At 72.9% G+C, this 22,997-nt stretch carries 19 protein-coding genes; 7 read left to right on the top strand and 12 right to left on the bottom strand.

Annotation, left to right across the window (positions count from 1 at the left end; translation table 11 throughout):
* Positions 1 to 36 precede the first annotated feature (36 nt).
* Together ACFZB3_RS07965 and ACFZB3_RS07960 are read left to right on the top strand one after the other, a co-directional pair.
* The gene (locus tag ACFZB3_RS07965; RefSeq protein WP_391371423.1) at positions 37 to 2,199 is read left to right on the top strand and encodes a SpoIIE family protein phosphatase; all 2,163 of its coding nucleotides are present in this window, start codon (positions 37 to 39) and stop codon (positions 2,197 to 2,199) included.
* Positions 2,200 to 2,915: 716 nt separating this feature from the next.
* Positions 2,916 to 4,343, top strand: coding sequence for an alkaline phosphatase family protein (locus ACFZB3_RS07960; protein ID WP_391371420.1), 1,428 nt, complete (start codon positions 2,916 to 2,918; stop codon positions 4,341 to 4,343).
* Between the two features lie 96 nt (positions 4,344 to 4,439).
* Here ACFZB3_RS07960 and ACFZB3_RS07955 read toward each other — a convergent pair whose 3' ends face one another.
* Positions 4,440 to 6,347, bottom strand: coding sequence for an FHA domain-containing protein (locus ACFZB3_RS07955; RefSeq protein WP_391371417.1), 1,908 nt, complete (start codon positions 6,345 to 6,347; stop codon positions 4,440 to 4,442).
* A gap of 405 nt (positions 6,348 to 6,752) precedes the next feature.
* Complete coding sequence (locus ACFZB3_RS07950) at positions 6,753 to 8,366, bottom strand: fibronectin type III domain-containing protein (RefSeq protein WP_391371414.1); 1,614 nt, start codon at positions 8,364 to 8,366, stop codon at positions 6,753 to 6,755.
* 254 nt (positions 8,367 to 8,620) lie between these two features.
* Here ACFZB3_RS07950 and ACFZB3_RS07945 point away from each other — a divergent pair, with 254 nt between their 5' ends.
* Together ACFZB3_RS07945 and ACFZB3_RS07940 are read left to right on the top strand one after the other, a co-directional pair.
* The gene (locus tag ACFZB3_RS07945) at positions 8,621 to 9,517 is read left to right on the top strand and encodes an RNA polymerase sigma-70 factor (protein WP_391371412.1); all 897 of its coding nucleotides are present in this window, start codon (positions 8,621 to 8,623) and stop codon (positions 9,515 to 9,517) included.
* A 102-nt stretch (positions 9,518 to 9,619) separates the two neighbouring features.
* On the top strand, positions 9,620 to 10,366 hold the full coding sequence (locus tag ACFZB3_RS07940) for an NAD(P)H-binding protein (protein WP_391371409.1): 747 nt from the start codon (positions 9,620 to 9,622) through the stop codon (positions 10,364 to 10,366).
* Positions 10,367 to 10,426: 60 nt separating this feature from the next.
* Here ACFZB3_RS07940 and ACFZB3_RS07935 read toward each other — a convergent pair whose 3' ends face one another.
* Entirely contained in the window at positions 10,427 to 10,768 is a 342-nt protein-coding gene (locus tag ACFZB3_RS07935) for a hypothetical protein (RefSeq protein WP_391371406.1), read from the bottom strand.
* A 340-nt stretch (positions 10,769 to 11,108) separates the two neighbouring features.
* Between ACFZB3_RS07935 and ACFZB3_RS07930 the strand changes: the two genes are divergently transcribed.
* The 3 genes from ACFZB3_RS07930 (at position 11,109) to ACFZB3_RS07920 (ending at position 15,322) form a co-directional block, all read left to right on the top strand.
* Positions 11,109 to 13,892 carry an AAA family ATPase gene (locus ACFZB3_RS07930; protein ID WP_391371403.1) on the top strand — a complete coding sequence of 928 codons (2,784 nt, stop codon included), beginning with the start codon at positions 11,109 to 11,111 and terminating at the stop codon, positions 13,890 to 13,892.
* 315 nt (positions 13,893 to 14,207) lie between these two features.
* Positions 14,208 to 15,032 (top strand): DUF1684 domain-containing protein, encoded by an 825-nt coding sequence (locus ACFZB3_RS07925; protein ID WP_391371400.1) that lies wholly within the window; start codon positions 14,208 to 14,210, stop codon positions 15,030 to 15,032.
* A gap of 11 nt (positions 15,033 to 15,043) precedes the next feature.
* Positions 15,044 to 15,322, top strand: coding sequence for a hypothetical protein (locus ACFZB3_RS07920; RefSeq protein WP_391371398.1), 279 nt, complete (start codon positions 15,044 to 15,046; stop codon positions 15,320 to 15,322).
* Here ACFZB3_RS07920 and ACFZB3_RS07915 read toward each other — a convergent pair.
* The 9 genes from ACFZB3_RS07915 to ACFZB3_RS07875 all read right to left on the bottom strand — a co-directional run bounded on the left by ACFZB3_RS07915 (position 15,319) and on the right by ACFZB3_RS07875 (position 22,840).
* The gene (locus ACFZB3_RS07915; protein WP_391371395.1) at positions 15,319 to 16,014 is read right to left on the bottom strand and encodes a DinB family protein; all 696 of its coding nucleotides are present in this window, start codon (positions 16,012 to 16,014) and stop codon (positions 15,319 to 15,321) included. The genes ACFZB3_RS07920 and ACFZB3_RS07915 overlap by 4 nt on opposite strands.
* Before the next feature lie 113 nt (positions 16,015 to 16,127).
* Positions 16,128 to 17,240, bottom strand: coding sequence for a 1,2-phenylacetyl-CoA epoxidase subunit PaaE (paaE, locus tag ACFZB3_RS07910; protein WP_391371392.1), 1,113 nt, complete (start codon positions 17,238 to 17,240; stop codon positions 16,128 to 16,130).
* Positions 17,240 to 17,755 (bottom strand): 1,2-phenylacetyl-CoA epoxidase subunit PaaD, encoded by a 516-nt coding sequence (gene paaD, locus ACFZB3_RS07905; protein WP_391371389.1) that lies wholly within the window; start codon positions 17,753 to 17,755, stop codon positions 17,240 to 17,242. Before paaD ends, paaE begins: the two co-directional genes overlap by 1 nt.
* Complete coding sequence (paaC, locus tag ACFZB3_RS07900; protein ID WP_391371386.1) at positions 17,749 to 18,579, bottom strand: 1,2-phenylacetyl-CoA epoxidase subunit PaaC; 831 nt, start codon at positions 18,577 to 18,579, stop codon at positions 17,749 to 17,751. The genes paaD and paaC overlap by 7 nt, the downstream gene beginning before the upstream one ends.
* A gap of 9 nt (positions 18,580 to 18,588) precedes the next feature.
* Positions 18,589 to 18,879: a 1,2-phenylacetyl-CoA epoxidase subunit PaaB gene (gene paaB, locus ACFZB3_RS07895; protein WP_391371383.1), complete on the bottom strand. Its 291-nt coding sequence runs from the start codon at positions 18,877 to 18,879 to the stop codon at positions 18,589 to 18,591.
* Positions 18,876 to 19,847 (bottom strand): 1,2-phenylacetyl-CoA epoxidase subunit PaaA, encoded by a 972-nt coding sequence (gene paaA / locus ACFZB3_RS07890; RefSeq protein WP_391371381.1) that lies wholly within the window; start codon positions 19,845 to 19,847, stop codon positions 18,876 to 18,878. Before paaA ends, paaB begins: the two co-directional genes overlap by 4 nt.
* 175 nt (positions 19,848 to 20,022) lie before the next feature.
* Positions 20,023 to 20,874: a 3-hydroxyacyl-CoA dehydrogenase NAD-binding domain-containing protein gene (locus ACFZB3_RS07885; RefSeq protein ID WP_391371377.1), complete on the bottom strand. Its 852-nt coding sequence runs from the start codon at positions 20,872 to 20,874 to the stop codon at positions 20,023 to 20,025.
* On the bottom strand, positions 20,871 to 21,623 hold the full coding sequence (locus ACFZB3_RS07880; RefSeq protein ID WP_391371374.1) for an enoyl-CoA hydratase-related protein: 753 nt from the start codon (positions 21,621 to 21,623) through the stop codon (positions 20,871 to 20,873). Before ACFZB3_RS07880 ends, ACFZB3_RS07885 begins: the two co-directional genes overlap by 4 nt.
* Positions 21,620 to 22,840 (bottom strand): acetyl-CoA C-acyltransferase, encoded by a 1,221-nt coding sequence (locus ACFZB3_RS07875; protein ID WP_391371372.1) that lies wholly within the window; start codon positions 22,838 to 22,840, stop codon positions 21,620 to 21,622. Before ACFZB3_RS07875 ends, ACFZB3_RS07880 begins: the two co-directional genes overlap by 4 nt.
* Positions 22,841 to 22,997 lie beyond the last annotated feature (157 nt).

Genomic DNA, 22,997 nt, shown 5'->3' with positions numbered 1-22,997 from the left:
CGGCCGGTGTGGACGTACGGTGCTGGTATGTGCGCCATGCGGGAAGACGGCGCGTCACAGCCCTACGGGACGGGTCCGTCCTCATCCGTCTCCGGGTCGATCCGCCGGGCGGAGCTGGACCGGCTGCTGGAGTCCGCCGTGCGCGACGCGGGGGCGCTCGCGGGTGCGGTCTTCCTGACGGCGCCCGACGGGCAGGCGCTGCGGTTGGAGGTGACCGCGGGGCTGCCGGCGGAGTACCTGACGCCGTGGGCCCGGATGGCGCTGTCCAGCCCCGTTCCGGTGGCCGAGGCGCTGCGCGAACGGCGGCTGGTCTGGGTGAGCGATCCCCAGGAGTTCGCCCGGCGCTACCCGCGCACAGCGATCGCGCTTCCGTACCACTGTGCGGGAGCCGCGGCACCGATCGTCACCGGCATCAGGGCCTGGGGCACACTGCTGCTCCTGTGGCCCGGCTCCGACAGCGCCGGTCCGGAGCCCGCTCGTGTCACTGCCGTCTGCCGCCGCCTCGGGCGGTTCCTGCGCGACGCCGCCGACACCGGGCACGCCGTCCGTCCGGGCCCGGCGCCCCGCACCCTGCCGCAGCGGTCGGCCCACGGCCGGCCGCCGGCCGAGGCGCTGGCGGCGGCGGACCTCGTCGAACGGCTGCCGGAGGGCGGCTGCTCGCTCGACCTGGAGGGCACGTGCACCTACGTCAGCGCCACCGCCGCCGTCCTGCTCGGCGGCAGCATCCCCGATCTGACCGGCACACGTCTGTGGCAGTCCTTGCCCTGGTGCGCCGACTCCGCCTTCGAGGACTGCTACCGCAGCGCACTGGTCAGTCGCAGGCCCGCCTACTTCACCGCGCTGCGCCCGCCGGACCAGTGGCTCGGCTTCGAGCTCTTCCCCGACGGATCCGGGGTGAGCGTCCGGATCTCGCCGGCCGGTCCGGACCGGGACGCACGGGCCGGGGCCACCCGGACGGGGACGTTCCTCGGCGAGCCGATCCCTCTGGGCGAGGTCTACCAGGTGCTCCACCTGGCCGCCGCCCTCTCCGAGGCCGTGGGCGTGTCCGACGTGGTGGATCTGATCACCGAGGAGATGCTGCCGGCCTTCGGCGCCAAGACCGTGGCCCTGCTCGCGGCCGAGAACGGCAGAATGCGAGTCATCGGCCGCCGCGGATACAACCCCGGGCTCCTGGAGCACTTCGAGGGCGCTCCGCTGACCTGCCCGGCGCCGCCGGTGCAGGTCCTCACCAGCGGCCGGCCCAGTTTCTTCGCCACTTTCGAGGAACTGTCCCGCGCCTACCCGCCCGCAGTCCGTCAGGAAGATCTGCATGCCTGGGCGTTTCTGCCCCTGATCACCTCCGGGCGTGCGGTGGGCTCGTGCGTGTTCGCGTTCGGCCGTCCCCACCCCTTCCCCGAGCAGGAACGAGTCGTCTTCACCGCGCTCGCGGGACTGATCGCGCAGGCACTGGAACGAGCCCGTCTGTACGACGCCAGCCAGGAGCTCGCGCAGACCCTGCAGGCCGCCCTGCTCCCCGATTCGCTGCCCGACATCCCGGGAGTGGACGCGGCCGCCTGTTACCTGCCCGCCACCCGTGGCATGGACATCGGCGGCGACTTCTACGACCTGGTCCGGGTGGACGGCGCGACCGCGACCGCGTTCATCGGCGACGTTCAGGGCCACAACGTCACCGCCGCCGCGCTGATGGGCCGGATCCGCCCCGCCCTCCGCTCCCACGCCGTCTGCGGAACCGAACCGGCACAGGCTCTCACGCAGGCCAACCGTCAGCTGGTCGCCCTGGACCCGGGCCGCTTCGTCAGCTGTCTGTACGCACATCTCGACCTCGCGCACCGCCGGGCCGTCCTGTCCACCGCCGGGCATCCCCCGCCGGTCCTGCGCCACCCGGACGGACACGCCGAGGTCCTCCCGCTGCCTCCCGGGCTGCTGCTGGGTATCGATCCCGACGCGGACTATCCCGCCACCGAGATCCCGCTGGCGCCCGGCTCCATCCTCGCGCTGTACACCGACGGGCTCGTCGAGACTCCGGGAGTCGACCTGGACGACGCCATGTCCGGGCTCGCCGCCCAACTGGCCCGGACCAGGTTCCAGCCGATGGACCGGCTCGCCGAAGCCCTCATCGACCATGCGCGGCGAACCGCTCCCCGGACGGACGACATGGCCCTGCTGCTCATCGGGCTCACCACCGCCGGGCAGGACTGACGGCCCGGGGCCTCGACCGGACGGAAGGACCCCTCGGCGCGACACGCCCGACCGGGCTGCGGAACGCTCCGCCGCGCTGGTTCGATACTCGGTCCATGCGTGCGGAACATGCCCCCGAAGAGATGAGAGACATACCGGGAACCTGGCCCCGCACTCCCTCTCCAGCAGCGCCGGAACCGATCCCCCGATCGTCCGCAACACCTCGATCGGCCGGACGGACTCCCTGCGGAACGCCCGGGCCACCGGCGAGTCCGTCGTCGGCTTCCGGTCCGAACCGCTCCTGCAACTGATCGGTGCCGCCGCCGTCGGCTTCCCACGCCCGGCCGGCTGCTGATACTCGGTGGACACCTGCGGAAGGTCGCTGTGCAGTGCGCCAGGGGGGGGCTGACCGTCCGTCACAAGGGCCGTCATCACTCGGCTTCGCATCCGCATGTGATGCGGGAGAGCAACCGAGCGCGCGAGGCTCCAGCAGCTGCCGCGCGTACTGCATGCAGCGACCACCGTTCTTCAACGCTCGGCAACACCCGTGCGTCCAGCGGGTGTTGGGCGTAACGGTCCGGTCAACTCCTTCCGTGCGTTGGCGCGGAGTTCACCAGGCGCACCTGACGCACCGCACCGGCCGGGGCCCACAGTGAACGACGGCCCGTCCTCGTGGCCGGGCCTGGCGTCACTCCCGCAAAGGCCTTCCTGCCGGAGGGCCCGAGAAAGGAGCAGTCATGGCCGAACTGACCCGCCGCAGACTCCTGGGCTCCGCCGCCGGCGCGCTCGGCGGTGCCGCGGCCCTCTCCCTCCTGCCGCCCAGCGTGCAGAAGGCCGTCGCCGCCGGACCGCCGCGGAACGGCTCCCTGCACGACATCGAGCACGTCGTCATGCTGATGCAGGAGAACCGGTCCTTCGACCACTACTTCGGCACTCTCTCCGGCGTCCGCGGCTTCGCCGACCCGCACGCGCTGAAGCTGGACGACGGGCGGTCCGTCTTCTACCAGCCCGACGCCGTCAACCCGAAGGGCTACCTGCTGCCCTTCCACCTCGACACGCACAAGTCGAGCGCCCAGGCCATCCCCTCCACCAGCCACGCCTGGTCCGTGCAGCACCAGGCCTGGAACAACGGCAGGATGGACCAGTGGCTGCCCGCCCACCGCAAGGCGGACGGCGTCAACGGCCCCTACGTGATGGGCTACTACACCCGCAAGGACATCCCCTTCCAGTTCGCCCTCGCGGAGACCTTCACCATCTGCGACCACTACTTCTGCTCGGTGTTCGGCCCGACCTGGCCCAACCGGCTGATGTGGATGACCGGTTCGATCGACCCGGGCGGCACCCTGGGCGGCCCGGTCATCAGCAACGCGGCACCCACGCCGTACCGCTGGACGACGTACGCCGAGCGCCTCCAGGCCGCCGGGATCAGCTGGAAGGTGTACCAGGAGGAGGACGACTACGGCACCAACATACTGGAGCAGTTCGCGTCGTTCCGGAACGCCCGGCCCGGCTCCGACCTGTACGAGCGGGGGGTACGGCCGCAGGCGCACGGCACCTTCGAGGACGACGCCCGGGGCGACCGGCTCCCGACGGTCTCCTGGATCTGCCCGACGAGCTACCAGTCCGAGCACCCGGACTACCTGCCGGCCGCGGGTGCGGACTACGTGGCGTCGAAGATCGAGGCCATCGCGTCGAACCCGACGGTGTGGCGGAAGACCGCCTTCATCCTCAACTACGACGAGAACGACGGCCTGTTCGACCACGTGGCGCCGCCGACCCCGCCTGCCGGTACCCGGGACGAGTTCGTCAAGGGCCTGCCGATCGGCGGTGGCTTCCGGGTCCCCGCGATCGTCGTCTCCCCGTGGACCGTCGGCGGCTGGGTGGCGTCCGAGACCTTCGACCACACCTCGGCCCTGCAGTTCCTCGAACGCTTCACCGGCGTGGAGGAACCGAACGTCAGCGACTGGCGCCGGCGGACCTTCGGCGACCTCACCACCGCCTTCCGCTTCCGCGACGCCCGCCCGCGCCCGCCGCGGCTCCCCCACAACACCGCCGAGCAGCTGGAGAAGGCGAAGGAGGAGGTCGCCACCCTCCCCAGGCCCACGCTCCCGCAGACCGACCAGACCTACCCCCGTCAGGAGAAGGGCCACCGCCCGCACACCTGACCGTCCGTGCGGAGGGACAGAACCGCGGCCGACCCCGTCCGCCGGCACGTGCGGTCCGGCGGGCGGGGTCTCGGCTGGGCGGGAGTATCCGGCGTGCTAGGCCTGGGCAGCCGGTTCCAGTGCCTCCACGGCCGCGGCGGCCGCGGACGAGTCCTGGCCGTAGAAGATGTCGATGTCGACCTCCTCGCCGCCCATCGTCAGCGTGTCCCAGGCACCGCTGAGGACGAGCATGCGCAGGGTGGCGGGCTGCAGCGTGCGCAGGCGTTCCAGGATCGCCTCGTCGTCCGGCATGCCGGGCAGACGGGCAGCCAGGCGGTCGCGGATGGCCTGCATGCGCTCCAGCAGCGTCTTGGTGTCGGCCTCCCGGTCGGGCTCCTCGGGGATCCCGTCGATGCCGTGGCCGATGATGTCCTTGATGGCCCAGGTGACACCGTGGTCGTCGGTGGTGACCATCGCCTTCCAGGCCCGGCTCTTGTGCCGGTACTGCAGCATCGACATCGCCGCCTCGTGCCGGAGGAAGTCGGCGTCCCGGAACGACCTGCCGTTCCATGCCCCGTTGAGGGAACGGGCCAGCGAGATGGCGGAGGCGAGGCCGCTGTTGAGGCCGCGGCCCGGCCAGAAGTGGATCGAGTTCGCGGCGTCGCCGAGCAGGAAACCGTACGTGCCCGGCGTGCTGGTCGTGGGCGGCAGCAACTCGGCCGAGAACCGGGGGCGTTGCACCATGTCCAGGCGGAAGCTGGTGACCGCCGACAGGTCGTCGGCCTCGACGCCGAACAGCAGCAGCCCCTCCTGCACCCGCCGCCACAGGGCCGAGCCCTTGACCAGGGCGGGCAGGAACAGCGTGCCGTGCGTGGAGCACTGGAAGTCGCCGTACTCGTCGCGGTCCATCAGGCACGGCCGGGAGGCGATGCACTCCTCGAAGACGCGGCGGACCGGGTCCAGGCCGATCACCTCGGCGGCTTCCGCGTCGGTGAGCCGCATGTTGAGGAAGCCCTCACCGCGCAGCGAGTTGAGCAGGAAGCGGTTCTGGGCGACGGTCATCAGGACCGCCATGGGGTCGGTCAGGCCGGACTTCACGCGCAGGCCGAGGACGACGTCCTGGAGGTGGCGGCCGTCGAGGGAGTAGATCGACTCGTCGGCCTTGCCGAACCTGGCGGCGAAGTGCTCGCGGGTGCGCGAGCGGCCGCCGTCGCAGATCGCGAGCACGTGCTGGGTGGCGAGCGCCTCCTGCTGCTCCGCCGGGTCGAACCGGGCGGGTACGAGGCGTATCCGGTCCCGCTTCTCGTTGGCCAGTTCCAGCAGGCGGTCCTCGATGTAGGCGATGCGCATGTTGCGCGGGCTGTGGTCGCCGACCGAGTCGGGGCCGGAGGGCCACATCTCCGTGTAGTGGTCCGGGTCGAAGAGGCGGGCCTGCACCTCCTCGGGCCACGCGAGGTACTGGCGGCTCTGCACGGTCACCACCTGCTGGCGCCGTACGTTGCCCTCGTCCTGCCCCTTCCAGACCACGGTACGGCCCTGCTTGCGCCACCTGCCGTCGTAGACGGTGATCTTCACCTGGGGTCCGAGGAAGTGCTCCAGGAGCAGGGCCAGGGAGAGCCCGACGGGACCGCCGCCGGCGACGGTGACCTGCAGGACAGGCCCCTGTTCGCTCTTCTGCCCGGCGTGGGTGACGGACCGGGGCAGGGAGAGCGCCATCAGCGTCTCCATGGCGTCCGCCACCTCGAAGCGGAACTCCTGGTCGCCCAGGGTGATCTCGTCACCGGGCTGCAGCAGCCGGGACTCCACCTCCTCCCCGTTGACCAGCGTGCCGTTGCTGCTCTCCAGGTCGCGCAGTACGTAGCCCTTGTCCTCGTCGAAGACGATCTCCGCATGGAAGCGGGAGACGCTCAGGCTGGAGATGACGACGGTGTTCTCCGAGTTGCGCCCAAAGGTGACGCGGGTGTCCAGGACCGGGATGCGCTCCCCCGCCAGCAGACCTTCGAGTCCGACCAGCACCGGTGCCACGGCACTTCCTTCCAGGAGTGATTGACCTCAACATCACTGCGGCACCGCCGGACACTGCCACGGACGTCCACGCCGGGCGGCAGTCAACCGGCGGAACAGCGACACGCTTGACATGTTGCCGAACCGTGGGACCGATCGGGTGTGACGGAGCCCCGGTTCTGCCGGTGGCGTCCGGCTTTCCTCACCAAATCGCCCCCATCCGGGAGCTTATACTTGCGCAGCCAAGCATTTCCAGTGGGCGCCGCGCTGCGATCTCGCGGCGGCGCGACGGGAGTTCGCCAAGGGTCCCGGGGCAAGCCGCGGGAGGACTGCGGCGACGGGCCGGACCCGGCCGCGTTCGCGCGCCGGCACGCGGCGCGGGCCGGGCGGTCGCCGCCCGGCCCGCGTCTCCCGCTGGTCGTGCGATCAGCCGGCGTGGCCGTCGGAGCGCTTGCGGTGCAGGCTGAAGGTCTCGAAGACCGACAGGTCGCCGTTCGGCTTGTTCACGTTGTAGTACGTGACCTGCATCCGGGTGGTGTCACCGGGGTGCCGGCCGGGGTCGACGGTGAAGGCGGCGAAGCCGTAGGGGTGTTCGACGTCCCGGACGCCGACCCACACCGCCTTCTCCTGCACGTAGGTGGAGGTGCGCTTGCCGTTCGCACCGGCGGTCGCCGACACGGCGGTGATCACCTTGCCGGTGCCGTCGTTGAAGAACTTCTGGTTGGTGGTGCCGGAGACACCGCCGCCGCCGAGGATCATGTGCACGGTGCCCAGGTCGGCATCGATGTCGTCGGTGGCCCGGGAGACCGGGTCGGGCGTCAGCGTCTCGCTGCCGTTCACCACGCCGCGGACGGCGAGCGATCGCTCGTAGTTGTGCTCGTGGCCGCAGAGCACCAGGTCGACACCGTACCGGTCGAAGAGCGGGCCGTACTTCTCACGCAGGCCGAGGTCGGCGCCGTTGGCGTCGGAGGAGCTGACCATGACCTGGTGCATGGCCACGACCACCCAGTCGACGTCCTTCGAGGAGCGCGCCGCCTTCAGTTCCTTCTCCAGGAAGGCGAGCTGGCGGCCGCCGGAGTAGCCGCTGATGTAGACGTCACCGCCGTCCTGGAGGCAGTTGTCGTCGTTCTGGAGCACGATGACCCGGACCGAACCGGCCGTGAACGCGTACCACAGGTTGGCGAGTTCGGCGTCGGTCTCGGTGGAGGGCAGCGAGAAGTACGTCTGGAAGGCGCCGAGGCCGAGCGGGCCGTTGGCCTTCTCGATCTCGTGGTTGCCGGCCGCCGGCATCCAGGGGCGGAAGCGCGCCGAACGGGTGTTGTTGGTGAAGAAGTTGTTCCAGGTGCGCACCCGGTCGACGTCCAGGTTGGCGTAGCAGAGGTCGCCGTTGAGGAGGTGGAACAGCGGGGCGACCTGCTCGATGCCGGTGACGATGTCCTTCGTCGCGGGCGTGGAGTTGGCGTCCAGGCCGACGCTGCCGTCGGCCGCCCAGGTGACCTGCGGGGCGGACTGGTCGCCGAAGCTGGTGAAGGTGACCGGCCGGCGTCCCTGCGGAGCCGTGCGGAACGTGCCGCTGTCGGGGGTCGCCCCCTCGTGCGTGGCGAGGTAGAGGTAGTCCGTGTCCGGGGTGAGGCCCTTCAGCAGGGCGTGGTGGACGTGGACGGTGCGGTTCGAGGTGCCGTCGACGTAGGTGACGGTCTGCGCCTTCTTGCTGGAGCCGAAGCCGTGCTCCAGGGTGCCGTAGCGCACGACGGGCCTGGTCACCGGACGGTCCGTGATCCAGGACACCGTCATCTGGGTGCGCGGGTCCGCCCCGAAGGTCAGGTGCAGGCCCTGGACGGGAGGTGCGCCGGAGGCGTCCGCGGTGAGGTGGAAGGCCGGAGCGGCGAGCGGTGCGGCCTGTGCCGTCCCCGCCCCCAGCAGGCCGGTGGCGGCCGCGCCCGCGCCCGCGGTCCCCAGCAGGCCCAGCGCGTGGCGGCGGCTGAGCCCCTCCGGGCCCTCCTCCGGTCTGTCCTCCGCGGACTCCGTGTGTGTGGTCATGACGCCCTCCCGAAGAGAAGCTGAGCAGACAACGACCGCACCCTTGCCCAGCCCAACTGCCGCCACATGAACAGCACATGGCCACTTGGCCATCACATGTCCGGCATCGGGCGGCCGGACCGACACCTGCCCGCGCCTTTGCCGGCCGCTGCCCTGCCCTTGACCCTCGGGGGCCGCCGACGCCCCGGCCGGGCATGCGCCGACCAGGGACGGAGGGGCTTGTAGCATGCTGGTCCGACCCTGGAAGGACCTGGATGCAAGCCGGTGACCACGCCGATCCCCTCGACCGGGCGACGAAGGAGTTCGTCGCGGCGCGTCCGCAGCTCTTCGGCATCGCCTATCGCGTGATCGGCAGCGCCGTGGAGGCCGAGGACATCGTCCAGGAGGCGTGGGTGCGGTGGCAGGGCACCGACCACACCGGTGTCCACGAGCCGGCCGCCTTCCTGGCCACGGTGACCACCCGGCTGGCGATCAACTTCACCCAGTCGGCCCGGATGCGCCGGGAGTCGTACGTCGGGCCCTGGCTGCCCGAGCCCGTGAACACGAACGCGGACCCGCAGCTGGGCGCCGAGCGCGCGGAGGCGCTCGACCTGGCGGTGCTCTTCCTGCTGGAGAAGCTGAACCCGGTGGAGCGGGCCGCGTACGTGCTGCGGGAGGCGTTCGACTACACGTACCGGCGGATCGCGGACATCGTGGAGACCAGCGAGGCCAATGCCCGGCAGCTGGTGAGCCGGGCCCGCAAGCGGCTGGCGGCGGAGCGCCGGGAGCCGGTCGACTCGGCCGAGCACCGGCGCTTCCTGGAGGTGTTCCTCGCCGCCGCGCAGCAGGGCGACCTGTCGGTGCTGGAGGAGGTCCTCACCGAGGACGTGGTCAGCTATGCCGACGGCGGCGGTATGCGCGGGGCGTCGAAGATCCCGGTCTCCGGGCTGCCGCACGTCTCCCGGTACCTCGTCGCGTTCGCCCCGCGGTTCTGGCCGCAGGCGCGGGTGCGCTGGGTCGAGGCCAACGGCAGGCCGGCCGTCCTGGTCTCGGCCTCGGGGGGCGCGGTGGCCCTGCTCTGCGCCGACGTGTCGGCGCGCGGCATCGAACGCCTGCTGTGGGTGATGAACCCCGCCAAGCTGGCGCCGTACGTGGCGTCGCTGGGCGGGTGACGCACCCGTTCTCCGGTTTTTCGGGACCACGTGTCACACACACGGAGTCTGCCCGGTCTCTTCTGATGGAAGCACCAGAAAGATCCCGAGAGGAATTCCGTCATGAAGGTCGTAGTGATCGGTGGCACCGGGCTCATCGGCTCGAAGCTGGTCCGCAGGCTCGTCGAGCAGGGGCACGAGGCGGTCGCCGCCGCGCCCAGCACCGGGGTCGACACCCTCACCGGCGAGGGCCTGGCCGAGGCCCTGGCGGGCGCCACGGTCGTGGTCGACGTCTCCAACTCCCCCTCGTTCGAGGACCAGGCCGTCATGGACTTCTTCCGTGTCTCCACGGCCAACCTGCTCAAGGCGGAGGCCGAGGCCGACGTGCGCCACCACGTGGCGCTGTCCGTGGTGGGCACCGACCGGCTCCTGGGCAGCGGGTACTTCAGGGCCAAGCAGGCCCAGGAGGAGCTGATCGAGGCGTCCGGCATCCCCTACTCCATCGTCCACGCGACCCAGTTCTTCGAGTTCGCGAAGGGGCTCGCCGACGGGGTCACCGTGGGCGACACCGTGCGGTTGCCCGCGGGCCGGATCCAGCCCATGGTCTCCGACGACGTGGCCGCGGCCGTGGCCCGCGCCGCGGTCGGCGCCCCGGTGAACGGCGTGGTGGAGGCCGGCGGACCGGAGAGTTTCGAGCTGGAGGAGTTCATCCGGATGGGGCTCACCGCGCAGGGCGACCCCCGCAAGATCGTCACGGACCCGCAGGCCACGTACTGGGGTGCCGAACTCCAGGAGGACACACTCCTGCCGGGCCCGGACGCGGAACTCGGCGAGGTCCGGTTCGCCGACTGGCTCGCCGGGCAGAAGTAGGGCCGGTCCGGTGCGGGGCCCGGTACCGGCTCCGGGCCCCGCGCCGCGGGTACGGGCGGCCTATGAGGCACCGACCAGCACCGCGGTGACGCACAGTGCCATCGCCGCGGTGACCAGGAGCATCGCGGTCAGCGTGCCGCGCAGCCACCGTCCGAAGCGGGCGTGGTGCCGCTGTTCCACCGCGCTGACGCTGGCGGCGATGTGCTCGGTCACCATGTGGGCCACGTAGGCCTGTTCCTGCAGGTACCAGCGCTCGATGTCCGTCTTCTGCGCCGGGGTCAGCCCCGGCTCCCGGGCGACGAAGGCCGAGACGCGCCGGCGTGCCGCTCGCAGATGGGCCTGCTGGTACAGGAAATCCTGGATGTCGGTCAGGCCGCGGGCGGCCTCCTCGCTCGTGTCCATGGTGTGCTCCACAGGTGAGGCGGCGGCTGTCCGGCCGGTCGCTGTGGTGCTCGGGCGCGCGGTACGCGCCTCAACGCCGGGAGGGAGAGCAGCGCGCACGAACGTATCGAGCCGGGACTGGTCGGGGCCGGCGGTCTCGCGAACGCCGTGGTGAGAGCCGGGACAAGCGGTGTGAACGTCCAGCGTGACAACTTCCGCACGCGGTCGCAAGAGTGTCGTCGCCGCCGGTACGGCGGGCGGGCTCGCAGGTCGCGAAGGGCGGCAGCCACGCGGTCCCGGCCGCCGCATGCCCGGTGGGGTGGTCCCGGCGTAGGGTACGGACGTCGGTAAGGAGACGACCATGGACGGTGCCGGTCATCCACCGGCGGGGTCGGCGGGGCGGCTGGTCGGGCGTGAGTACGATCTCGGCCTGATCCGGGAGTTCGTCGACGAGGCCCGGGGCTCGGGCGGTGCGCTGCTGCTGTCCGGGGACCCGGGTGTGGGCAAGACGGCGCTGCTGGACGCCGCGGCCGCGTACGGCCGGGACGTGGGCATGCGGGTCGTCCGTGCGGCGGGCGTGGAGTTCGAGAGCACCGTGGGGTTCGCGGGACTGCACCAGGTCCTGCATCCGCTGCTGGCCGGGCTGGGGCGGCTGGCCGAGCCGTATCGCGGTGCGCTGAGTGTCGCGCTGGGGCTGGCGCAGGGGGCGCCGTCCGACCAGCTGCTGGTGTCGAACGCGGCGCTGACGCTGCTCGTCCAGGCCGCCGGGGAGCGCCCGCTGCTGGTGGTCGTGGACGACCTGCCGTGGCTGGACCGGGCCAGTGCCGTGGTGCTGGGCATCGTCGCCCGCCGTCTGAACGGCAGCCGGGTCGGCCTCCTCGGCGCGTACCGGACGGAGGAAGGGACCTTCTTCGAACGCGGCGGGCTGCCGGGCCACCACGTACGGCCGCTCGACGCGACCGCGGCGGCGGTGCTGATCCGGGACCGCTTCCCGGCGCTGGCGCCGCGGGTGCGGGAGCGGCTGCTGGCCGAGGCGCAGGGCAACCCGCTGGCCCTGCTGGAGCTGCCCGTCGCCCTCCCCGGCACGGGCCACACCGCCGCCCGGGTGCCGGAGGTGCTGCCGCTCAGCCGCCGGCTCCAGGAGGTGTTCGCGTCCCGGGTGGCGGCGCTGCCCGCTCCGACCCGGTCGCTGCTGCTGTACGCGGCCCTGGACGGCACCGGCGACCTGCGGGCCCTGGCGGCGGCCGGGGGTGATCCGGCGGGTGTGGGGGACCTGGCCCCCGCGGAGCGGGCGGGGCTCGTGCACGTGGACGACGGCACCGGCCGGCTGGAGTTCCGCCACCCCCTCACCCGATCGGCCGTCGTGGAGCTGTCGACCAGCGGCCGGCGCCGGGAGGTGCACCGGGCCCTGGCCGAGTTCCGGGCCGACCGGCCCGAGCGCCGTGCCTGGCATCTCGCCCAGGCCACGGTCGAGCCGAGCGAGGACGTCGCCGGGCTGCTCGAACAGGTGGCGCGCGACATGGTGCGGCGCGGTGACGCGGGCGGTGCCGTCGCCGGGCTGCTGCGCGCGGCGGAGCTGAGCCCGCGCGGCTACGACCGCAGCCGGCGGATCGCCGAGGCGGCGTATCTCGGCGCGGATCTGACCGGTGACCTGCGGGACGTGCCGAGGCTGCTGGAGGAGGCCCACAAGGCCGACGGCGGACGGGCCGGGCCGCTGGTCGCCGCCGTCGCGGCGGCCCATCACATGCTGCTCAGCGGTGAGGGCGACCTCGGCACCGCCCACCGGCTGCTGGTCGGTGCGATCGAGATGCAGCACCGGCCGTACGACGCGGCCGACACCGCCGTCCTGGAGGCGCTGTACAACCTGACCTGGGTGTGCCACGCAGGTGAGCGGGCCGAGGTGTGGGAACCGGTGCGCCGGGCGTTCGGCCGGCTGAAACCGGCGGTGCCGGGCCTGCTGGCGCTGAGTCTCGACACCATGGCCGACCCGGCCCGGGCGGGACGGCCGGCGCTCGAAAGGCTCGACGCGCTGCTGGCCTCGCTCGACCGGGAGCGGGACCCGGTCCGGGTCATCCGGGCCGCCGTGACCTCGCTCCATGTCGACCGGCTGGCACAGTGCAGGACCGCGCTGCGGCGGGTGCTCAGGGAGGGGCGGGAGAGCGGCTCGGTCACCCTGGAGATCCAGGCGCTGGTGTTCCTGGGCAGGGACTGTTTCGCCGCGGGCGAGTGGGACGAGCTGGAGCGGCAGGCCGACCGGGGCCGCCGGCTCGGCGAGGCGCACAGCTACCAGCTGATGTCGGCGGAGTTCCGGTACCAGCAGGCGCTGGTCGCGGCCGCGCGCGGCGACGGGGCCGCCGTCCGGACGCTGACGGACGAGATCGTGCTGTGGGCGCGGCCGCGCGGGATGAACTTCCTGCTGTCGAGCGCCTCGCACGCGCGGGCGCTCGCCGCGCTCGGCCGGGGCCGGTTCGAGGACGCGTACCGGCACGCGCACGCCGTCAGCCCGGCCGGGGAGCTGGCCTCGCATGTTCCGGCCGCGCTGCAGGTCCTCATGGACCTGGTCGAGGCAGCGGTGCGCACGGGCCGTCTCACGGAGGCCGCCGCCCACGTGGCCGCGGTGCGGGACGCCGGGGTCGCGGCGATCTCGCCGCGGCTCGCCATGATCGTCCACGCCTCGGAGGCGCTCGTCGCCGCCGACGACGCCGCGATCGGGCTGTTCGAGGAGGCCCTCGCCGTGCCGGGCACCGAGCGCTGGCCGTTCGAGCTGGCCCGGGTACGGCTCGCCCACGGCGAACGGCTCCGGCGGGCGAAGTCCACCGCCGAGGCGCGCGTCCACCTCGGTGCCGCGCTCGACGCCTTCGAGAGCCTCGGTGCCCGTCCCTGGGCGGCGCGGGCCGGCAACGAGCTGCGCGCCACGGGGCTGCCCGTCGGGCCGGCCGGTGCCGGCGGGCCGGCGTCGCTCACCCCGCAGCAGCGCGAGATCGCGCTGCTCGCGGCGGCGGGCCTCACCAACAAGCAGATCGCCGAACGGCTCTTCCTGTCGCCGCGCACCGTCTCCACCCACCTCCACCAGCTCTTCCCCAAGCTGGGCGTGACCTCCCGCGCCGCACTGCGTGACGCCCTGGGCGACGGCGAAGAGACCTGAGCGTCAAGGGACTTCAGGCGCGCACCGGCCCACCTCAAGGCGGGCCGACGGCGGGCCGCCGGGCACCGCGCCGTGGACACCGGGCAGAGCCGGTACGGCGCGAACAGGGCGCCGGTCGAGCCGAGCCATCCCGTCTCCCCCACCCCGCGGCAGCCGGCCGGTCTCGTCGGCGGCGTCTCCTGGGGGCCGGTGTCCTGGACGACCGTGACACATGACTGACAAGAAGCTGTCACACGTGGACCGGAATGCGGCCTCGTCGGCCCCTGTTCTGACTGGCACGGCTGTTGCAGGGCCTGGCACGACGAAAGAGGACGCATGACGACTGAGGCCACCACGACGGATCTCCAGGCCTTCACCGAGAGCTGGCGGGACTGGCACCGTGCCCGGGAGGCCCGGCTCTCCGCCCCGCACGGGTTCCTGGCCGTCACCGGGCTGCACTGGCTCGACGACCGCCCGCAGCGCTTCCCCGACGCCCCCGGCAGCTGGCGCACCGGCCCGGACGGGGTCGTCGTCGCGCTGGACGACACCGAGGAACTGGTCGTCGGCGGGACGCCGGTGCGGGGCGAGCACCGTTTCGGCGTGCTGCCCGAGCGCGGCAGTGTCGAGGCGGTCTGGGGCGACGCGGTCATCGAGGTCGCCAGGCGCGGCGGGCACGACATCGTGCGGCCCCGGCACCCGGACGCCCCGCTGCGCACCGCCTTCACCGGAACACCTGCCTACGACCCCGACCCACGCTGGGCCGTGCCGGGCCGGTACGTTCCCTTCGACGAGCCGCGGCCGACCACGGTGGGCGCCGCGGTGGAGGGCCTGGAGCACGTCTACGACGCCCCGGGCCGGATCGAGTTCGAGCTCGCGGGGCGGCACCTGTCCCTGACCGCGTTCCCCGGGCACGGTCCCGGCGGCCTGATGGTGTTGTTCACCGACGCCACCTCAGGGGTCACCACCTATGCCGCCAACCGGTCCCTGGCCGTCGGACCGCCCGCCGCCGACGGCACGGTGGTCCTGGACTTCAACCGCGCCGTGAACCTGCCCTGCGCCTACACGGACCTGGCCACCTGCCCGCTGCCGCCGGCCGGGAACCGGCTGCCGGTGGCGGTCGAGGCCGGGGAGAGGATCCCGCGCGAGCGCGGCGGATCCTGACCCGGGCGGGCATGCTCCCCTACCTGGAGGCGCTGATCCGGCGGGCCCAGGACAGCGGGCAGCTGCGGGCGGAGGTGACCGCCTCAGACATCCCCGTCATGCAGCAGATGCTCGTCGCCGCCCAGTCCACCCAGGGCCGGCGCCCCGACATCTGGCGCCGCTGCATCGAGATCCTCCTGAACGGCCTGCGGCGGCGCCCCGACGACCTTCCGCTGACGACGCCCGGCCTGAGCGACGAACTGGTGGAACAGGTGATGGGCCTGGTGCGGCCCGCGCCGGCGCGGGACTAGCTCCGGCCGGCCTGCCACAGGTCGCGGAGCAGGGCGATCTCGGCCATGTGGTGGATGAGTTCGAGGTTGGTGCCCCACAGGACGTCGACGAAGGGGTCGTCGGGATCGGAGCCGTACGGGTACTGGGAGAAGCCGACGGTGTCGAGCTGTTCGTCGGTGACCCCGGCGACGCTGTCGCGCCAGCGGTCCACGTCCGCCCAGAACCGGTCGAGGGCCAGGGCGGCGCTGGGGGTGAAGTCGACCATCTCCTTCGGATCCCGGCGGCGTTCGCCGAAGGTCCACTCCCATCCGCCCGCGAACTGCGAGTGCAAATGCCCCAGCCGCCACGCGATCGTCGTCACAGCGGTCCGGTCGGGCTCCGGCGGGGCGGTGCGGTCGAGGATCTGCTGGACCCGTTCGACACTCACGCTCCAGTCGGCGGCGATCTTGGCGACGGTCATGCCCGCGGCGACCTGCCGGGCCACCTCGGCGTACTCGCCGGCCGGGATGTCCGGTGCGCCCAGGTCGAGCACCCAGTCACCGGGACCGTACGCCCTGGGTGTGGTCGCCTCCGCCCGGCGCCGGATCGACCAGGAGCCGGGGGCCGGCTCCCACAGGTACTCCTCGTCGCCGAGTCCGGTCAGCCGCACCTGGGCCCGCTCTCTGGCGATGTCGAACTGGTCCAGCAGCAGGCCCAGTCGTCCGGTCCCCATGCCTGGCTCCCTTCGCGGGCAGCCGTCCGGCCGCGCCCAGGCGGAGGCTAGCGGCCCGCCCGCGCGGGGCGCGACGGATTTCCGTCCCCTCGCGGCCGGGGCGCCGGGACCGGTCAGCTGTCGTAGTCGACCGTCAACGACTCGGAGACGGGGTAGGACTGGCAGGTCAGCACGTAGCCGGCATCCACCTCGGCGGGTTCCAGGGCGTAGTTGCGGCGCATGTCCGCCTCGCCGTCCGTGATGCGGGCGCGGCAGGTCCCGCAGACGCCTCCCTTGCAGGCGAAGGGGAGGTCCGGGCGGATGCGGGCGGCGGAGTCGAGGATGGTCCGCCCGCGCGGGAGGCGCGCGGTGGTGGAGCGGCCGTCCAGGGTGACGGTGACCTCGCTGGCCGGGCCCGTCGCCGCCGCCTCCTCGTGGCGGACGGGCTCGATCGGCTCGTCGGCGAAGAAGAGTTCCTGGTGGATCCGCCCGGCGGGCACGCCGAGTCCGGCGAGCACCTTCTGCGCGTCGAGGACCATGCCGTGCGGGCCGCACAGCCACCAGTGGTCGGCGCCCTCGACGTCGACCAGGCCGTCGACGAGCGCGCCGAGGCGGTCGCCGTCCAGGCGGCCGGAGAGGAGTTCGGCCTCGCGGGGTTCCCGGGAGAGGACGTGGGCGAGGTGGAAGCGGGTGCGGTACTCGTCCTTCAGGTCGGCGAGTTCGTCGGCGAACATCACGGTGTCGGTGCGGCGGTTGCCGTAGAACAGCGTGACCTTCGAGCGGTCGTCGGCGGCGAGGACGGACTCGGCGATCGACATCATGGGGGTGATGCCCGAGCCGGCCGCGATGAGCACGTGGTGGCCGGGGACCGAGAGGTCGGGGGTGAAGGCTCCGGTGGGGGCCATCACCTCGACGGTGTCGCCCGGGCGCACCTCGTGGACCAGCCAGGAGGAGAAGAGGCCGCCGGGCACCTCGCGGACGCCGATGCGGGGCGCGGCGCCGGCCGGCGAGCAGATCGAGTAGGAGCGCCGCTCGTCGCGCCCGTCGACCTCGCGGCGGAGGGTGAGCGACTGGCCGGGGCCGAAGGCGAACTCCGCCGCCAGGGCGGCGGGGATGTCGAAGGTGACCGCCACCGCGTCCTCGCACAGGGACTGGACGGCGGCCACGCGCAGGGTATGGAAGGCAGGGCGGCGCCGGCGTGCTGTCGTCGCGGGGGCACCGGCGGTCGGTGCCGTCAGCTCTGCCATCAGATCTCCTTGACGTACTCGAACGGCTCCCGGCAGCTGAGGCAGCGCCACAGTGCCTTGCAGGAGGTGGCCGCGAACCGGGAGGTCTCCTCGGTGGCGGCCGATCCGCAGCGGGGACACACGACCGTGCGCCGGGTCGGCGACAGGTCCAGCGGGACGGGGCCCGCGGGGCGCCGCGGTGCCCTGTGGGGCGGTGCGATGCCGTGGTCGGCGAGTTTGCGGCGGCCCTCGGGGGTGATCCAGTCGCTGGTCCACGGCGGGTCGAGGACCGTGCGGATCTCCACGCGGCCGAAGCCGGCGTCGCGCAGGCGGGCGGCGACCCCGGCGCGCATCTCGGCCATGGCGGGGCAGCCCGAGTAGGTCGGGGTGAGGTCGGCGACCACCGTGCCGTCCGGTTCGACGGTGACGTCCCGCAGCACGCCGAGGTCGGCGAGGGTGAGCATGGGAAGTTCCGGGTCGGGGACCTGTTCGGCGATGTGCCGGGCCCGCCGGGCGTCGGCCAGGACGGTCACCATGTCGCCTCCGGGTGGGCGCGGGCCACGCTCTGCAGCTCGGCGAGGAGCGGGGCCAGGTGGCCGGTGTGCCCGCCGTCGCGGCCCTGGCCGGACAACGGCGGGACGGCCGGCACGGGGAGGCCGGCCGCGTCGAGGACCTGGTGGAGGTCGGCCAGCACCGCGTCGCGCACGTCGTGTGCGGCGAACAGCTCCTCCCAGTACGGGGCCTGCTCCCGCAGGGCCGTCAGCATCCGCGCGTGCGACTCCTCCGTGCCGTCTCCCAGGCGTACGACCCACTCGGCGGCGTACTGCCGGTGGTAGGCGAGTTCCTTGACGCCCTTGGCGGCGATCGCCGCGAGCACCGGGTCGGGCGCGGCGGCCAGTTCGGTGAAGTGGGCGAGCCGCCAGCTGGCGAACACCAGGAGCCGCAGCACGGAGAAGGCGAAGTCGCCGTTGGGGAGTTCGACGAGGCGTACGTTGCGGAAGTCGGCGGCGTCCCGGAAGTAGGCGTAGGCGTCCTCCGTGCGGCCGGTGCCGTCGGTCTGGCCGGCCCGGGAGTAGAGCAGGCGGGCCTGGCCGAGCAGGTCGAGCCCGATGTTGGCCAGCGCCACCTCCTCCTCCAGTTCGGGGGCGCGGGTGACCCATTCGGCGAGCCGCTGGGCCAGCACCAGGGCGTCGTCGCCGAGTGCCAGACAGCCGGCGGCCAGTGCGGCGGCGTCGACGCCCTCGGGGACGGCGGTGTCGACGCCGTGCAGCGGGTCCTCGAAGCCGGTGCCGAACGCCCAGCGCGCGTCGCTGTCGTCGTGGCCCTCGGCCAGGCTCAGGTAGACGTGGTCGTCGCTCATCACCGGCTCCTAGATGTGCGGGACATCGTCGGGGATGTCGTAGAAGGTCGGGTGGCGGTAGACCTTGTCGGCGCTCGGGTCGAAGAAGGGGTCCTTCTCGTCCCGGGTGGAGGCGGCGATGTGCTCGGAGCGCACGGCCCAGATGCTGACGCCCTCGTTGCGCCGGGTGTACAGGTCGCGGGCGTGGGTGAGGGCCATCTGGTCGTCCGCCGCGTGCAGCGAGCCGACGTGGACGTGGTTGAGGCCGCGCTTGCCGCGGATGAAGATCTCGTACAGGGGCCAGTTCCCGGCGTCGCTCATGCCGCCGCCTCCTCGCGGGCTCGGGCGGCCTGCTTTGCGGCGTGGGCGCCGGCGGCCGCACGCACCCAGGCACCTTCCTCGTGGGCGGCCCGGCGTCGCTCGACGCGCTCCGCGTTGCACGGGCCGTTGCCGCTGATGACCGCCTTCAGCTCGGACCAGTCGGGGGTGCCGAAGTCGTGCCGGCCGCGCTCCTCGTCGAAGCGCAGCTCGGGGTCGGGCAGGGTCACGCCGAGCCTGGCCGCCTGGGGGACGGTCATGTCGACGAACCGCCGGCGGAGTTCGTCGTTGCTGTGCCGCTTGATCTTCCAGGCCATCGACTGGGCGGAGTTGGGCGAGTCGTCGTCGGGCGGGCCGAACATCATCAGGGAGGGCCACCACCAGCGGTCCACGGCGTCCTGCACCATCTCCCGCTGGGCGTCGGTGCCGCGCATCATGGTCATCAGCAGTTCGTAGCCCTGCCGCTGGTGGAAGGACTCCTCCTTGCAGATCCGCACCATCGCGCGGGCGTAGGGGCCGTAGGAACTGCGGCACAGCGGCACCTGGTTGCAGATGGCCGCGCCGTCCACGAACCAGCCGATGACGCCGACGTCCGCGTAGCTGAGCGTCGGGTAGTTGAAGATCGACGAGTACTTCTGCCGGCCCTCGATCAGTCGCTCGGTGAGGTCCGCGCGGTCGGCGCCCAGGGTCTCGGCGGCGGAGTACAGGTACAGGCCGTGTCCGGCCTCGTCCTGGACCTTGGCGAACAGGATCGCCTTGCGGCGCAGCGAGGGCGCCCTGGTGATCCACTCGCCTTCCGGCTGCATGCCGATGATCTCCGAGTGCGCGTGCTGGGCGATCTGCCGGATCAGCGTCCTGCGGTAGCCCTCCGGCATCCAGTCACGCGGCTCGATCCGCTGGTCACGCGAGATCGTCGCCTCGAAGTGGGACTCCAGATCGGGCCCGGCGTCCCTTCCGGCCGCTTCAGTCATCTCCACCATCTCCCAACCGACCATTCGTTCGGTTCATGATAAGGTGCGCCCTCCCCGGTCTGGCAAGGGTCTACGCCGATCAGTGCGGTGAGCAACGCGGCTGCAGCAGGCAATGCGGCCGCGGTGCGCAATGCGGCGGACGTGCGTCCGGGAGCGGTACCGCGGCCCGTCACGGTCACCACGTGTAGAAGCCCTGACCCGTCTTGTGCCCGAGTTCGCCGCGGGCCACCTTGTCGCGCAGCAGCCGGGGCGGGGCGAAGCGGTCGCCGAGGGTCGCGTGCAGGTACTCGGCGATGGCGAGCCGTACGTCGAGCCCGACCAGGTCGGTCAGGCGCAGCGGGCCCATGGGGTGCTTGTAGCCGAGCCGCATGGCGTCGTCGATGGCCTCGGGCGCGGCGACCCCCTCCTCGACCATCCGGATCGCCTCCAGCCCCAGGGCCAGCCCGAGCCGGCTGCTGGCGAAGCCGGGCGAGTCCCTGACGACCACGTCCTGCTTGCCCAGCGCCCTGGTCCATTCCAGGGCGGCCTCGACGGTGCCCGGGGCGGTCTCGGGGGCGACGACGATCTCGACGAGCGCGGAGGCGGGCACCGGGTTGAAGAAGTGCATGCCGAGGAAGCGGTCCGGGCGCCGGAGCACCGCGGCGAGGTCGGTCACCGACAGGGAGCTGGTGTTGGTGGCGAGGACGGCGGTGTCGGCCACGGCCTCCTCCGCGGCCTTCAGGAGGCGGGCCTTGAGCGCCGCGTCCTCGGGTACGGCCTCCACGACCAGCTCGGCCTCCGCCGGCAGCGCGGCCGGCGTGGGCACGGCGGTCACCCGTCCGGCCACCTGTTCCGGGTCCTGCGTGAGGTGACCGCGCTCCGCGGCCCGCCGCAGGCTGCCGGCGATCCGCTCCAGCGCCGCGTCCGCGGCCTCCGAACCGCTCTCCACCACGGTGACGGCCGAGCCGGCGGTGGCGAAGGACTGGGCGATCCCCGCGCCCATGCGGCCGCCGCCGATGACCGCGACGGTCTTGGGTGCCGATGTCATGCGCGGCTCCTCTTCTCCAGGAAACGTGTCATGCGGTCCTTCTTGTCCTGCCCCTCGAAGAGCACGGCCTGCGCGAGGTCGTCGGCGACCGGGTGGGCGCCGGGCGAGTCGACGACGAGCTTCGTCAGCCGCAGGGCGGCGGCCGAGGACCGTGCCATCCGGTCGAGCAGCGCGTGGGCCGCCGTCAGGAGTTCCCCGGCGGGGACGACGTCGATGACCAGGCCCGCGGCGAGCGCGGCCGGCGCGTCCAGGTTGCGGCCGGCGAGGAGGATCTGCTTGGCGACCGACTCGCCGACCAGTTCGGGCAGCCGCCAGCAGGCGCCGGCCGCCGCGAGGATGCCGAGGCCGGGCTCGGGGTTGCCGAAGACGGCGCCGGGACCCGCGATCCGCAGGTCGCAGGCGTAGGCCAGCTCGGCGCCGCCGCCCAGGGCCCAGCCCTCGACGGCGGCCAGAGTGGGCATGGGCAGCCGCCGGACCCGCTCGAAGAGGCGGCTGTTGATGCCCTGGAGCGCCTCGTCACGGCCGCGCTTGAGGAGTTCGGCGATGTCGGCGCCGCCCGCGAAGACCCCGCCGTGGCCGGTCAGGAGCAGCAGCCGGGGATCCCGCTCCAGCTGTTCGCAGACCTGGTGCAGTTCGCCGATCATGCGGCCGCTGATGGCGTTGCGGGCTTCGGGCCGGTGCAGGGTGACGACGACCCGGTCGGCGCGCTCCTCGACGAGGAGGGTGTCGTACCGCACGGACGTGGTCACACCCGCTCCACGAGGAGTGCGACGCCCTGGCCGACTCCTACGCAGAGCGTGGCCAGGCCGCGGCGGCCGTTCTCCCGTTCCAGGCGGCCGAGCAGGGTGAGCAGGATGCGGGCGCCGGAGCAGCCGAGCGGATGGCCGAGGGCGATGGCCCCGCCGTCGGCGTTGACCTTGTCCCCGTCGAGCTTGAGGCGGCGGGTCACCGCCAGCGCCTGGGCGGCGAACGCCTCGTTGAGCTCCACCGCGTCCAGGTCGCCGGTCTGCCAGCCGGCGCGGGCCAGGGCCTTCTCGGTGGCGGGGACCGGGCCCAGACCCATCAGGTCGGGCTGCACACCCGCGGAGGCCGAGGCGACGATCCGGGCCCGCGGGGTGAGGCCGTACCGCTCGACGGCCGCTGCGCTCGCGACCACCAGGGCGGCCGCGCCGTCGGACAGCGGTGAGGAGGAGCCGGCCGTGACGATGCCGTCCGCGCGGAAGACGGTGCGCAGGGAGCCCAGCTTCTCCAGGGTGGTCGAGGGGCGGGGGCCCTCGTCCCGGGTGACCTCGCCGTCGCGCACCGGTACGGGCACGATCTCGCGGTCGAAGCGGCCCGCCTGCTGGGCGGCCACGGCCCGCTGGTGGCTGCGCAGCGCGAAGGCGTCGGAGTCGGCGCGGGTGATGCCGTCCAGGGCGGCGACCTCTTCCGCGGTCTCCCCCATGGAGAGCGTGATCCTGACCGCCTCGGGTCCGGCGCCCGCGGGCACCTCGCGGTCGGCGGCGGTGAAGCGCGGGTTGGTGAACCGCCAGCCCAGCGCGGTGTCGTGGACCTGCCCGGGCTTGGCCCACGGGGTGCCGGGCTTCTCCATCACCCAGGGCGCCCGGGTCATGGACTCCACTCCCCCGGCGACCACGAGGTCCGCCTCGCCGGCACGGATCGTCTGGGCTGCCGAGGCGACGGCCGTGAGGCCCGAGGCGCACAGTCGGTTGACGGTGTAGCCGGGCACGGTGTGCGGCAGGCCGGCGAGCAGCACCGCCATCCGGGCCACGTCCCGGTTGTCCTCGCCCGCCTGGTTGGCGGCTCCCAGGACGACCTCGTCCACGGCTTCGCCGGGGGCGCCGGAGCGCCGTACGGCCTCGCCGACGACGAGGGCGGCGAGGTCGTCGGGCCGTACGGCGGCCAGGGCGCCGCCGTAGCGGCCCTGCGGGGTGCGGGCCCCGTCGATCAGGTAGACGTCGGGCATCGGGCGGTCTCCTCGGCTTCGGGGTGCGCGGTCCGCCGCGGCCGCGGGACGGCGCTGCGACCGCCGGCGAAGGGGTGCCGGACAGGGTGGCGCGGGCACTTCCGCGGCCCGCGTTCCACCTCTTGACATGCAGGTGTGTTGCTGGATTACTTGACCA

The organism is Streptomyces sp. NPDC008092 (genome assembly GCF_042957285.1).
Lineage (GTDB): Bacteria > Actinomycetota > Actinomycetes > Streptomycetales > Streptomycetaceae > Streptomyces.
The sequence above is the reverse complement of the archived record's forward strand: the minus strand, read 5'-3'. Positions and strand labels throughout refer to the sequence as shown.

Excerpts from the sequence above, each read along its gene's own strand:
- ACFZB3_RS07965 (WP_391371423.1), top strand. The coding sequence starts at position 37 with ATGCGGGAAGACGGCGCGTCACAGCCCTACGGGACGGGTCCGTCCTCA.
- ACFZB3_RS07960 (WP_391371420.1), top strand. The coding sequence starts at position 2,916 with ATGGCCGAACTGACCCGCCGCAGACTCCTGGGCTCCGCCGCCGGCGCG.
- ACFZB3_RS07950 (WP_391371414.1), bottom strand. The coding sequence starts at position 8,366 with ATGACCACACACACGGAGTCCGCGGAGGACAGACCGGAGGAGGGCCCG.
- ACFZB3_RS07945 (WP_391371412.1), top strand. The coding sequence starts at position 8,621 with ATGCAAGCCGGTGACCACGCCGATCCCCTCGACCGGGCGACGAAGGAG.
- ACFZB3_RS07940 (WP_391371409.1), top strand. The coding sequence starts at position 9,620 with ATGAAGGTCGTAGTGATCGGTGGCACCGGGCTCATCGGCTCGAAGCTG.
- ACFZB3_RS07935 (WP_391371406.1), bottom strand. The coding sequence starts at position 10,768 with ATGGACACGAGCGAGGAGGCCGCCCGCGGCCTGACCGACATCCAGGAT.
- ACFZB3_RS07930 (WP_391371403.1), top strand. The coding sequence starts at position 11,109 with ATGGACGGTGCCGGTCATCCACCGGCGGGGTCGGCGGGGCGGCTGGTC.
- ACFZB3_RS07925 (WP_391371400.1), top strand. The coding sequence starts at position 14,208 with ATGACGACTGAGGCCACCACGACGGATCTCCAGGCCTTCACCGAGAGC.
- ACFZB3_RS07920 (WP_391371398.1), top strand. The coding sequence starts at position 15,044 with ATGCTCCCCTACCTGGAGGCGCTGATCCGGCGGGCCCAGGACAGCGGG.
- ACFZB3_RS07915 (WP_391371395.1), bottom strand. The coding sequence starts at position 16,014 with ATGGGGACCGGACGACTGGGCCTGCTGCTGGACCAGTTCGACATCGCC.
- paaE (WP_391371392.1), bottom strand. The coding sequence starts at position 17,240 with ATGGCAGAGCTGACGGCACCGACCGCCGGTGCCCCCGCGACGACAGCA.
- paaD (WP_391371389.1), bottom strand. The coding sequence starts at position 17,755 with ATGGTGACCGTCCTGGCCGACGCCCGGCGGGCCCGGCACATCGCCGAA.
- paaC (WP_391371386.1), bottom strand. The coding sequence starts at position 18,579 with ATGAGCGACGACCACGTCTACCTGAGCCTGGCCGAGGGCCACGACGAC.
- paaB (WP_391371383.1), bottom strand. The coding sequence starts at position 18,879 with ATGAGCGACGCCGGGAACTGGCCCCTGTACGAGATCTTCATCCGCGGC.
- paaA (WP_391371381.1), bottom strand. The coding sequence starts at position 19,847 with ATGACTGAAGCGGCCGGAAGGGACGCCGGGCCCGATCTGGAGTCCCAC.
- ACFZB3_RS07885 (WP_391371377.1), bottom strand. The coding sequence starts at position 20,874 with ATGACATCGGCACCCAAGACCGTCGCGGTCATCGGCGGCGGCCGCATG.
- ACFZB3_RS07875 (WP_391371372.1), bottom strand. The coding sequence starts at position 22,840 with ATGCCCGACGTCTACCTGATCGACGGGGCCCGCACCCCGCAGGGCCGC.